The 12,907-nt window shown below is 37.9% G+C and carries 12 protein-coding genes; all 12 read right to left on the bottom strand.

Translation table 11 applies throughout. The features are described 5' to 3' along the window. Positions 1–49: 49 nt before the first annotated feature. Positions 50–937: a S8 family peptidase gene (locus ACWF5P_RS10995; RefSeq protein WP_098371998.1), complete on the bottom strand. Its 888-nt coding sequence runs from the start codon at positions 935–937 to the stop codon at positions 50–52. 818 nt (positions 938–1,755) lie between these two features. After that, positions 1,756–2,343: a glutamate synthase-related protein gene (locus ACWF5P_RS10990; protein WP_452444869.1), complete on the bottom strand. Its 588-nt coding sequence runs from the start codon at positions 2,341–2,343 to the stop codon at positions 1,756–1,758. Then, positions 2,340–2,684 (bottom strand): glutamate synthase-related protein, encoded by a 345-nt coding sequence (locus tag ACWF5P_RS10985; protein WP_452444868.1) that lies wholly within the window; start codon positions 2,682–2,684, stop codon positions 2,340–2,342. Before ACWF5P_RS10985 ends, ACWF5P_RS10990 begins: the two co-directional genes overlap by 4 nt. A gap of 501 nt (positions 2,685–3,185) precedes the next feature. Then, complete coding sequence (locus ACWF5P_RS10980) at positions 3,186–3,338, bottom strand: YfhD family protein (protein WP_098373080.1); 153 nt, start codon at positions 3,336–3,338, stop codon at positions 3,186–3,188. A 401-nt stretch (positions 3,339–3,739) separates the two neighbouring features. Beyond that, complete coding sequence (locus ACWF5P_RS10975) at positions 3,740–4,051, bottom strand: ATP-grasp domain-containing protein (protein WP_434169373.1); 312 nt, start codon at positions 4,049–4,051, stop codon at positions 3,740–3,742. Between the two features lie 554 nt (positions 4,052–4,605). Then, a complete protein-coding gene (locus ACWF5P_RS10970; RefSeq protein WP_101221782.1) occupies positions 4,606–4,908 on the bottom strand; it encodes a hypothetical protein in 303 nt (100 codons plus the stop codon). Between the two features lie 133 nt (positions 4,909–5,041). Next, positions 5,042–6,292: an ABC transporter permease gene (locus tag ACWF5P_RS10965; RefSeq protein WP_434169372.1), complete on the bottom strand. Its 1,251-nt coding sequence runs from the start codon at positions 6,290–6,292 to the stop codon at positions 5,042–5,044. Next, the gene (locus ACWF5P_RS10960) at positions 6,285–7,184 is read right to left on the bottom strand and encodes an ABC transporter ATP-binding protein (RefSeq protein WP_230176469.1); all 900 of its coding nucleotides are present in this window, start codon (positions 7,182–7,184) and stop codon (positions 6,285–6,287) included. The genes ACWF5P_RS10965 and ACWF5P_RS10960 overlap by 8 nt, the downstream gene beginning before the upstream one ends. 403 nt (positions 7,185–7,587) lie before the next feature. Continuing rightward, complete coding sequence (locus tag ACWF5P_RS10955; RefSeq protein ID WP_101221779.1) at positions 7,588–8,349, bottom strand: DeoR/GlpR family DNA-binding transcription regulator; 762 nt, start codon at positions 8,347–8,349, stop codon at positions 7,588–7,590. Positions 8,350–8,468: 119 nt separating this feature from the next. Continuing rightward, positions 8,469–9,764: a class II aldolase/adducin family protein gene (locus ACWF5P_RS10950; protein WP_452444866.1), complete on the bottom strand. Its 1,296-nt coding sequence runs from the start codon at positions 9,762–9,764 to the stop codon at positions 8,469–8,471. A 15-nt stretch (positions 9,765–9,779) separates the two neighbouring features. Continuing rightward, a complete protein-coding gene (gene rhaB, locus ACWF5P_RS10945; RefSeq protein WP_452444865.1) occupies positions 9,780–11,243 on the bottom strand; it encodes a rhamnulokinase in 1,464 nt (487 codons plus the stop codon). Further along, positions 11,243–12,907, bottom strand: coding sequence for a ribulokinase (locus ACWF5P_RS10940; RefSeq protein ID WP_452444864.1), 1,665 nt, complete (start codon positions 12,905–12,907; stop codon positions 11,243–11,245). The genes rhaB and ACWF5P_RS10940 overlap by 1 nt, the downstream gene beginning before the upstream one ends.

Here is a 12,907-nt window from a genome sequence, read left to right as displayed (position 1 = left end):
ATATGCAATGAAATTAGGATCATATACTTTTCTGTTCTCTATCTTAATGCTACCTAAACTCCCTTAAAACTTTTTTTATATTTTCTAATTTCTGGTGATTTAGTTTCAGCATTCCATGCCCTTCTTGAGTCTTTGGTTTGCCCAGCGAAACTGTATTATTTATGAGTTCATTAAATTCTTCTAACTCTGTTAATTTACGGCCAAGTATTGTTTCAAATTTATTTATCAAAAGCGCAACAGCCCCTGACACATGTGGGGCAGCCATGGATGTACCTGATAAGACGGCAAATTGGTTACCAGGAAAGGTTGATACAACTTTCTCCCCAGGGGCTACTAAATCCACCTCACCATTAGAATTACTAAATCTGGAAATTCGTTCACGCCGGTCAACTGAGCCTACTGCCACAACTTCCGGATATGCAGCTGGATAACTGTACTCGTTTGTTTCGGCCTTACCATCGCCTTCATTTCCCGCGGCACACACGACCATTATATTAGATTGAACGGCGTTTATAATCGACGAATGTAAGGCCGGATCATTATCCGGTCCCCCTAATGACATCGAGATAACCCGTACTTTTTCGCCATTAGGACCTGTCCAATTGACAGCGTAATTAATAGCTGACGTAATGTTTTCTGTTGTTCCTTCTCCTGATCCATTTAAAACCTTAAGTACCAGCAACTTCGCTTTAGGTGCTGCACCTACAACTCCAAAACCATTTTCTGCTGCTGCAATGGTTCCGCAAACATGAGTCCCGTGTCCGTTATTATCGGCAAATTTGACAGGATCACCATAATAATCGTCCGTGAAATTATATCCACCAATAATTTGATCAATCAAATCAGGGTGATCTGACTGGCATCCTGTATCGATTACGGCTACTACTATGTTCTCACCCTTAAACCCTTCTCTCCAAATAGAGCGTGCACGAATCATTCTAATACCTCGTGGAACTTCCAAGGTATTTTCTGTTATTCCTTCTACTTGGAAGGGTACTAATTGAACATTTGGCAATTCTAGCCTCTCCCTTCATATTAACCCTAAGACGGGCAGAAACACCTCCTTTTGTAATAACCATTGAGGGGAATCCACACTTAAAACCCGTTTAGGAACGCTGAATCCAATAACATTGATTACAGCCTTTCTTTATCCTATGAATGGAGACAAGCTTTTGCTATAAACCTTAGTCTAATTTGATATTTTAGTTTACTAAAACAAAATACATTTAATTGAGATGGAATAGATATATCACCGTTTACAAATCCTTAGTAAAAAGAAGAAATGGAAATCTATAATCATCAGAACCTTAGCAAAAATAGTAATTACATAAACGACCTTATTGGAAAGGAAAAAAAGCTACCTCCTCGGCAGCTTTTGCACTTCCATCATAATAACCAATATAGACTTACATTTTTTATGCATATATTCAAATATGGACTAGGTAAAGGGTAAATAATTGATGACTAAACAAACCCTTTTTAAAGGAACTACAATTTTCATTATAAAGATATCGAGATTCGCCAAGGGATTAGTAAACTTAGCATCTCCCTCTAACAGGTTGGGTGGATATCCATCCATCAAGGTCATTCATTCTTTAGTTAATTTTTCAACTATTTTATATTGTATATATGATTCTGTTCCTGTTTTTCATAAATTTGCTGATAGCTGCGTACACACTCAATTATTACTCTTTTTGTATGTCTTCCCAAGGTACAAATGAAAAGGGAATTCCAATCATTTTAGCAGTCAATTCATCATAGGAAACTAAATCTTTTTTTGACAACTCCTTTAAGGAACGTTTCCCCATCGCTCTTAATGCCATTTTCATTTCTTCTATACTTGCTGTAAAGAATTTCTCTGCTGTTTACTCCATCTTCTATCTTAAATTGATCCTTGAATTTATCTTGATTCCAAACATCTTGTGTAGGTGGTTCAAAGGGTAGAGCATTCAATGCTTGACTATGTGAGACAGCAAATAATATGGCAGATCCTACATAAACAGCATCAGCACCGAGTGCAAGTACTTTTAAAAAGTGCCCAGGTACTATTAGCCCTTCTGAGACAATTAAACTAATTTGACCCTTCATTTTTCTCGTTTCTAAATGATTAACAGCCCAGACAACTGCATGTAATGTCGGTATTCCCATGTCATCGGATAAAATGGGTAGTAGTGCACCGTTTTGTGGCTGCTTGGCCGCCGTCAATCGTAATGAAATCAACACCGAGTTCAATAAATGGTCTATATCTTCTTCAATTTTTCCCCCTGCCCCCATTTTCACACCAATGGGAACACCACCAGTTATGCTCCGAAGTTCATTAACAATTTTTTTAATATCTTTCAATGTTTGATTTTCAAAAAAATGTTCAAAAAGACTCCATTCTCATTCTCTTTAAGCACCACCACTTCATGAGCCCGACCTGTTAAATTTTTGGGTAAAATTTTTCCACCCATCCCAGCTAGTGCGCCTTGTCCGAACTTAATTTCTATCATGTCGGCACGTTTAATAAGATCTTCTTCCTTTGACCATACTGTTTTTGAAAACTGTAAAATATATTTTCCTGCTTTATCTAATTCTTCAGGTATTACTCCGCCTTCTCCGGAATTAATCACGGTTCCTACATTTTTTGCTGCTTCCGCCAAAGAAAGCCTTGTTTGTTCACTAAGTGTGATACCATAGGTCATCCCTGTAATCATAAGAGGAATTTGGTTTTTTTTCTTTTTGGTCCAATGGTTACCTTAACATCAACGTCTTCTTCACCATCAATAGGAAATGGTGTCGTTTAAGCAGGGATAAAGGTAATTGGATCCAAATGCGGCCATTTTTTTGAAGAGCCTAGTGGTCGATGCAGGACGTCGCCTGCTTCAGAACTAGTTTGTTTTTTTAAACGAATACTACAGTTATGTAATTTTATTAGGTACAAAAGTCTAGCTTCAAAGCATAAAACCGTGTTTTTTGCTCTGATCTTATACTATTGCCACATTTTTTTATTTAAAGGCACTGGTTAAATGCTGTTGATTTTTCACAAAGAAAAAAGGACCATATTAATAGGGTCCTTGTGAAACATCTTCTTCAACAAACGCAAGGTTGGTTATATAGAAATTATTAAAAAACAGCGCGATTTGTTTTACTAAAATTTTAAAAAAGAGTGTAATCAATCCGTATCTTTCACTTATTTTGTAGTATCATTTAGGTCTTGTAGCTCTTATTTTCGCACTTTCACCTAGCTCACGTGAAAACTCTTCATTCACACGATCCGGTTCGATTTTTAAGTTATTGGGAGTTTGAGCTAATGATTTTTTTCTGCTAGATGATTTTTGATTGTTTGATCTTCCCATAATATTGCCTCCTAACTATATTTTAATCTTTATTAGTATGGCTAAGAATCACATTTATATATCTTTAGATTTGTTCATGAACGACTTTTTTCCTTATAAAATTTTTTTGGGACTGCTCCTTCTTTTACTACTACGCACCTGATAGTTCTATAAGAAAAATTCAAATTTAAGCTGAAGAGTTTTCAGTAATGACTTTTTCATTGCCTCTACAAAGTTCTTCAGTGTTTCATCAGATAATTCTAACAAGGAAAGATAGGGATTTAAATCTTCTAATTCAACTAATAAAAGTTCACCTTGTTCATTCCGACAAGCATCAACTCGTTGAATCCCCCAACCAAGATTATTCCATTCAATAAATTTGTTAGCAAAAGTTAAATCTTCTTCAGTAGGTGAATATTCTTTTAATTCCCATCTTTGCTCTTTATCTGGTGCATAAAGAGCATACTGAAATTCTTTTCGATAAAATAAAATGAAACCTCATACTCAAAGTTGATAAATGGTTGTACTAATGTGTTTTTTGATTCTGGATCAAATTTATCTATCAATTCATCTTTCGTTACAAATTCCAAACCGATTGATTCTGCACCATCTTTCGGCTTTACAATATACGTCTCTACATTAGGGAGTTTATCTAATGAATCAAGAGTTTCTATAGTTGGAATAACAGGAAATTGAGCATTCGTTAGTTCAATTAAGTATTCCTTCCCGTTCATATCAGCCTTTCCGTTAAATGAATTGTATGTTTTCAGAATATCCAGAAACTACTCTATTGCGGAATGCTTGATACGTATCCTTAAAATTCGCTACTGGACCAGCATTTCGAAATACTATTAAGTCAAAATCTTTTTCAAACGTTTCAGTGTCTTCAGGATGACAAATACCCAACTTAAAATCTTCTCTAAGCTTCGAAGTAAGGAACAAACCTCCTCATAATAATTTCTTCATTTTGCTTCATAGTATAAATCTGTTACGAACAATAGTGTGTTCATTAACCCTCACCTTCTTTACATTTATTTTCATTGATTTAAAAAGGATTTAAAAACAAAAAAAGGGGTTGCCCCTAAAAGTCAGTAAAATGACTTTTAGGGGCAACCCTTTTTCGTATTGGCTTGGTGATACTTCTTTAAGGGGTATCTCCATATTTTTAAGTCATTACCATGATCGAGAAGTTTGGACTCCACTCTTAAGAACGTAAATGTGGAACCCATATATCCTCAAATCCAAAAAAGCTAATTTAAAACCGGAACTTGATTGGATAATGGGAATATTACTGTTCTTTTGAAATATTATTATTCCTTTTCTTTTTCACTAAAAGAATGATGGCAATGATAAAGGCTACTGCACTATATATCCAGGTAAACATAAAAGCAAGGCCCAATCCGATATTTGCATCCATATAGTCGTTTTTCACATGATCTATGGCTAAATATAAAAGCGGTGCAGCTCCAATGATGAACAGGATGACCCAGAGAACATTTCTTTTCGGATTCTTGGTTGATAAAATAATAATGATGAAGGATAGCAAGAGAAACGCTTCTGAAGCTATTGTCAACGTTACCAGATTGCTCATAATAATTCACTCCTAATCGCGGTTGCATAAATGGAATATATTTATGTTCCCTTATATCTATGCTACTTTTCGTTCCTATATTATTATCTTAAAAAAACCTGAATGCCTTCAAATGAAGGATCCAGGTTTCATGTTAATTTTTCTTGGATAATTGCAAGGCATTCTTGATGCTTTTCAGTGATTTTGAGCTTCCATACATCAAGACTCCACCCCGATAGATTTTTGCTCCGATTATTCCAAGTAAAACAATCGTTAAGATCAAGACTGCAATGCTGATGGCGATTTCCCAGAATGGAACTTCAAGCATCCCTACACGCAAGAACATGATCATCGGCGTGAAAAATGGAATGAATGATGTGATTGTAATATAACTGGCTGATGGATTCCCCAGTCCAAACATCGCAATCATGAAGGCGATGACAACCAACATGGTCATCGGTGAAATCATTTGCTGGACATCTTCAATTTTGCTGACAACGGACCCAAGGCATGCCGCAAGAGTCGCGTACAGAAAATACCCAAGCAAAGCGAAGATGATTGCATAAATGATCGTTGAGATATCGGTACTGCCGAAACCGAAAAATGAAAAGAATCCTTCGTCCATACCCGTCAAGTTTTGTTTAATCGAGAAATAGCCCACCCCAAAAAATAAAATCATTTGAGTAAGACTAAGTAAAGCAACACCCATTATTTTGGCAAACATCTGTGTGACTGGCGGGACACTTGAAATCAGGATTTCCATGACTCGTGATGTTTTCTCAGTGGCTACTTCCATTGCAATCATCGTTGCATACATCAACACACCGAAGTAAATCACGAATAGGAGAACATACACGAGACCTCGTGCTTGATTGAGATCCTCTTCCGTCTTTGCATTTTTCTGAAGCGCAATCGTATCAAATGCTGGCGGCGTATTCAATTGAGCGATTTGCTGCTCTGTCAAATTCAATTCCTTCGCGGTTATTTGACCCTTCAATTGGGTTAGCGCTAAAAGCAAATCATTACTTACCGCAGAATCTGAAATTTGATTCGCTTTATACGTTCCCTTGAAGCCGAGAGTTTCATCCTTTTCGATTAACAAATACCCAACGATTTCTTCCGCGCTGACCATTTCCTCCGCTTCCTTTTCATCCTGGGCGGATATTATCGATAGGTCATCGTTCACACCTGCTATCGCTTTTTTAAAAGGATCAAATAAGCTGCCTTCAGTCTGATCGATAACGGCAACCTTTTCCTGTTCATCACTGTCGAATTTATCAATAAGATTCGAAAGATTCGAAAGAACGAGAATCAGTGCCATCATAATGATTGTAGAAATGATAAAGGATTTCGTCTTTAATTTTGATAGATATGTATGGGAAAGGACAATCCAAAATTTATTCATAGACGGCACCTACTTTTTCAATGAAAATATCCGTCAGCGATGGTTCTTCCAATTCGAATTTCCGGACGAAACCTCTTGGAACAAGATCACGTAGCATGTTCTCAGCCACATCTTCACCAGTTACTTGAAGAATTTTCCCTTCCATCGTGTTCTTGACTTTTGTTACACCTGAATAATTATCCAAGAAAGATAGATCAAAATCTGCTTTGATTGAGACATTCTTTTTACCAAAAGAACGCTTGATTTCTTTTAATTTTCCAGCCACAACAGGGGAACCTTTATGCATGATGCAAAGATGCTCGCACATCTCCTCGACATGCTCCATGCGATGGCTCGAGAAAACGATCGTCGTGCCGCTGTCCTTTAAGTCAATGACAGCTTTCTTCAGGATTTCCACATTCACTGGATCCAGTCCGCTGAAGGGTTCGTCAAGGATAAGTAATTCAGGTTTATGGATCATCGAGGCGATCAGCTGGATTTTTTGCTGATTTCCCTTTGAAAGCTCTTCAACTCGCTTATCGATATACTCGGGTACCATAAAGCGGTCCAGCCAATACTCCAATTCTTTCAAAGCATCACGTTTGTTCATCCCTCTTAATCTAGCCAAATACACAATTTGATCGCGCACCTTCAGTTTTGGATATAGTCCGCGTTCCTCAGGAAGATAGCCAATCATTGAACTGGTCGTATAATCGATTTTCTTACCATCCCAGACAACTTCCCCTTCAGTGGGGTCAAGCAGGCCAAGTATCATCCGGAACGTGGTCGTTTTCCCCGCCCCGTTCCCGCCTAAAAAGCCGAACATTTCCTTCTCGGGGATAGTTAAATCAAGCTGGTTTACAGCTGTGAATTCCCCGAATTTTTTCGTAACTTCTTTAATTTGCAAAGCCAATGCACAACCTCCTAAAATATGATTCTTATTATATGTTAACGGAAAGGTTTTCCAATTTCAACTATCACCAAAGACCAAATAAATCTACTTCTCTGCGATTATATGCAAATTTCCAGAAAAAATTAACGTTTCACGTTTGCCCTTTACCCTAATGGTATTTTTTCTGCGAAACTTAAGACAAAACCCCCTTTCCCTTCCTATTGGTAATGACATGGTTAACATTTTCACATTCCCGTACGTCTCCTGCATTTCCCTAACGCAAGCATGTTACTAAACTGAAAGCCCTTTTTTTGGAAACGAGGCAATAATAAAAATAGATTGGGTACCGTAAAGATACCCAACCTCTATAATAGATTGCTCGCTTTAAAGGACACATTTCCCAACTGTCGCTAATGATTCTATTTTATTTTACAATCGTTACTTTTACATTTCTTTTTTCAAGCAATTTTCTTGATGCTTCATCTATTTCTCTATCCGTAATGACCTCATCCACTTCACTAGGCGGTACGATTAGCGAAAACGCCTTTTTTCCAAACTTTGAGGAATCCACCATCAGGATCACTGCATCCGACCTCTCGATCATTTTCTTTTTTAATAAAGCCTGCCCTTCATTAGAATCACTGAGTCCTTCTTCTAAGTGAATCCCCTTGCAAGACAAAAACGTTTTGTTGACATGATACATCGTTAATGATTTCTCTGCTATCGGACCAACAAATGATAAAGACTTTGACAGTAATCTTCCCCCGGTTGAAATAACCTCTATTTTTTCTTTTTTACTCAATTCCATCACCACTTTGGTGGAATTGGTAATAACCGTTAGCGGTATGTTTGGTAAGGCTTTTGACATATACCAGGCAGTTGTACTTGCATCTAAAATAATCCTGTCACCTTCCACTATCCTCTTTGCCGCTTCATATGCTATCACTTTTTTTTCGTTGACATTTGTTATCACTCTTTCGGAAAAATGGATTTCCGAATCATCTTCTTGCAGGCTAACGGCACCGCCGTGGCTGCGTTTTAGTTTTGTTTCTTTCTCAAGCTTTTCGAGATCACGTCGGATTGTTTCCTCTGTTACTGAAAAGATTTCACTTAATTCTGTAACACGAATACTCGAACGTTCATTTACGAGTTCGACAATTTTTTGGTGTCTTTGAGCTACAAGCATACCAACTTTCTCCTATCTATATAATCTTTGTTTACTTTTGTTTGTTTTTGTATTGTAACATATATAAAGCCCTCTATATAAATAGAGAGCTTAGGAACTGCCTTTTTTCATTGATATGGTTATTTGGCAATTAGCTTAAAACCTTCAATAATTTCTTCAATATCTTCATCACTAATATCGATTACTTCGCCAATACTTTTAGCGTACACCAATGCTTTTGCACTATATTCAGCTACTTCTAGCCTATCAAATACACTCAGTAAACTTTTTCCTGAGACAACTGCATACCCATTTTCAATTAATAGGGCAGGATTATCCTCTGCTAGTTTATCTGCAATCATTCTATTATGATCTTCTCCCATTCCAAAAGGCACTTTATCTATATCCCGAAGAACAATGTAGGCCTCTGGAATTATATGTGTATTATATTTAACATCTGTCACAGCATAGGCCATTAAAAATCTTGGGTTCGCAATGACTACGGATGTAAGCTCCGGGTTTAACTCATATATTTTTTGATGAAGCTCAAAAAACTCACATGGTTCCTTTCCAGCTTCACTATACTCCTGATGAATCAGAACCAATTCATCTTCCTTAATATATTTACGGTCCTGTTGAGCAGGCGTGATTAAAATAGAGCCATCTTTAAGGCGGGTTGAAAAGCTGCCTGAGATACTTGTAAAAAGCTGACGATCATATAACCGTTCCAATAACCTGATCATTTCTTGACGGCAAGAAACCTCTTCGACAGAATGGTGCTTCATTTCTATCTGTGTTAATTTATCCGCTTTATATAAATCTATTTCTTGTAAATTTTGTTCGGTCAGTTCAAATGGTTTCCCTATATTCCTTGCATTTATTTCCATACAAGCAGTATCTTCAAGTGTTTCAAACAACATAAAGGCATCAAATATAGTGGGTTTCCCTACCACAATACCATGATTCTCCAATATGACCGCATCTCCTCCTTTTGCAAATTCAGCCGAAATATTTTCCTTTAATTTGTCGCTTCCAGGGATCGCATAGGGTGCAACCTGAAGGGAATCTGCTACACTCTTATATGCATGTAAAAGCAACTTTGGGTTTGGTCCTTTACGAGCCATGCTAAAGGAAACCAAAGCCGGGGGGTGTGCATGTACGATAGCTTTTATATCGGGCCTTGCTTCATAAATTCCTTGATGAAAAGGAAGCTCTACCGATGGTTTATGTTTCCCTATGAATGTACCGTCCTTTTTGACGCACATGATATCATCCATGGTTAATGCCCCTTTATCAATTCCCGATGGAGTAATCCAAAGGTCACCATTTTCATCTAGAATAGAAAGGTTTCCTCCTGAAATTGTTGTCATGCCATATTTATAGACACGTTCCATGATCATAACAATTTGTTTGGCTGGATGCAGATTTTCATTCATACTTTATCACTCCTATTATTTACATTCTTCTTTCATGGAAATTGCTTGTTTGAATTTTTCAATCAGGGATGATGATTCAATTTTTTCTTTTGGCTCATATTTTTTTATAAGGAACGAGTGTTCTATTAACTGACGTGCCGTTTGTAAATCGCTTATTTCATTGCCTGAAATCATTTGTACTAGTATATTCCCAATCGCCGTAGCCTCTGTTGGTCCAGCGTATATGGTTTTCCCGCTAAGGTCTGCCGTAAGTTGATTAACGAATTCATTTTTCGCCCCTCCTCCGACAATATGAAGTTGCTCGATTCTTTTCCCGGTTATCTCTTCTATTTGCCGAATGGACATCGCATAAATAATAGACATATTTGTAAATATACAGTTCGCTAATTCGCCCACTGTATGTGGAATCTCCTGATTCGTCTCCCGACAATACTGCTGAATTTCTTGAATCATATTTTCTGGATTTAAAAATCGTTTATCATTAAAGTTGATGAACTGCCTGCACACCTTTATTTTCTCTGCCTCATATACAAATTGCTCGAAGTTATAGTCTTCCTTTAAATGTCTTCTGACCTCTTGAATAACCCACATACCAATGATATTTTTCAGAAAGCGGTAGGTTCCGTATGCACCCCATTCATTTGTATAATTGTTTTTAAGGGCTAACTCATTCACTATCGGTTTATCGCTTTCAATCCCAAGCAACGACCACGTTCCACTACTAATATAGGCCCATTTCTCTCCATTACCAGGTGAACCGACTATGGCGGAAGCAGTATCATGTGAAGCAACGATAATCACTTCTGTATTGGGAAGATCAAAAGTAGAAAAACGTTCTTTCATCAGTTTCCCTAATCGTTCTCCCGGATTAGCAAAAGGCGGGAATTGATCTTTTGACAATGCAATCAGGTTTAGTAACTCTTCATCAAACTTCTTCGTGTTTACATTCAATAATTGCATCGAAGAAGCACTTGTAACTTCTGTGACCTTTTTCCCCGTTAGGCAGTAACCTAAATAATCTGGCACAGTCATGACATTCCTAGTAACTTTCAGGTTCTTTATATCTTCTTCGTACAATTGGTATAACGTGTTAAATGATAAGAATTGAATCCCCGTTTTTTGATAAATGATTTCTTTAGGTAGTGTTCTTGTGACCTTTTCGATTGTATTTTCGGTGCGCTTATCACGATAAGAGATAACTTCTTGCACTCTGTGTCCATTATCATCCAACAATACGTAATCCGTTCCCCACGTATCAATTCCAAGTGTACAGTGGTCGTATCCAAGCTTTTTTGCTGATTCTAACCCCTTTAAGATTTCATTCAATAAATGATCAATATCCCAAAAACATGTTTCATTTTGGTTGGTGAAACCATTCGCAAATCGATGGATTTCTTCAATTACTAATTTCCCGTTCTCCATTTTCCCTAAGACCAGCCGGCCACTTGAAGCACCAATATCCACCGCAATATGTATCATTAGTCCACACTCCTCAATTTCTTTAAACCATGCATTATGGAAATATGATCGCGGCCAAAGAAGTCATGCAGTTCTAAATAATAAGCATACAGTTGTTGATAAATACTTACATTTTCTTTAACCGGTATAAAAGTATCTTCTTTTACTTTTGCCATCTTAGAGGATGCCTCCTCTATGGAATCATACCCACCATTTATACGGCCGGCAGCCGTGGCAGCGTATATGGCTGCTCCTAATGCAACAACTTGTTCCCCTTCCGCGATTTTAATTTCACGATTTAATATATCGGCATATATCTGCATTAACAGTTTATTTTTTTGAGGTAATCCGCCACAGGCAAACAAATCGTTTATCTCTATACCATCATTCTCAAAGGTTTCAAGGATTTTCCTTGTTCCAAAGGCTGTTGATTCTAAAAGTGCACGGTATATTTCTTCCGGCTTCGTAGAAAGAGTAATCCCTGCTATCACACCTGACAAGTTCGCATCTACAAGGACTGTTCGGTTGCCATTCCACCAATCTAACGCCACTAACCCAGATTGACCAGGTCTTAAGCAAGAAGCCTTTTTTTCCAGTAAGCTATGTAGATTGACACCCTCTTGCTCAGCTTCTTTCTTTACATACTCAGGAGCAGCTTGCTCAATATACCATGCAAACGAATCGCCAACAGCCACCTGTCCCGTTTCATAACTGAATGATCCGGGAATTATTCCATCCTCCACTACTCCACAAATACCTTCTACGGTTTGTTTTTTCTCAGAAATTAACATGTGGCAAGTAGAGGTTCCCATCGTCATCACGAATTGGCCTGGATGGACAGCTCCTACAGCTGGAACACCTGCATGGGCATCGATTATGGATACAGAAACAGCCGTACCAGATTTCAACCCCATCTTCTTAGCCATCCCTTCTGTTAAACCACCCGACCGTCCAGCGATGGGTAATACTTCACCACGCATTTTTGTATCCAGTATATCCAGAAGACGTTCATCAATAGCCGCTAAAAAAGCAGGGTCCGGATATCCATCTTTTTTATCCCAAAATGCTTTATAACCGCTCATATTACTGCTGCGTACCAGCTCATTCGTCAGACGGAAGGTAATCCAATCTCCGGCTTCCATAAATAGATCCGTTTCTTCATAGATATCAGGTGATTCACGTAACACTTGTAAAATCTTAGGGAACATCCATTCAGAAGAAATTTTCCCGCCATATCGTTGCAGGAATGGTTGATTCGTTGCCTGTGCAATGCGTGTAATATCATCCGCTTCTTTTTGTGCGGCATGATGCTTCCATAATTTGACCCAACTGTGAGGGTCCCTTTTCCACTTCTCATCAAAACAAAGGGGATCTCCCTTCTTATCAACAGGCAAAATGGTACATGAGGTAAAATCGATTCCAATGCCTATCACATCATTCGCATCTACTCCGCTTAACCGAATCACTTCAGGAACAGAAGTGTATAAAACGTCCAAATAATCACCTGGATGCTGGAGAGCCCAATCTTTTTCAAGTTTACATCCGTCTGGAAGCCTATTAGACAATACTCCATGACGATAAGGTGTAACATGTGTAGCCATTTCATTTCCGTTCTCTATATCTACTAGCAGCACTCTTCCTGATTCAGTGCCAAAATCAATTCCGATTGTATATCTCTCATTCAT

The organism is Peribacillus sp. NPDC055009 (genome assembly GCF_053608705.1).
This window is presented reverse-complemented; position numbering and strand designations above follow the sequence as displayed.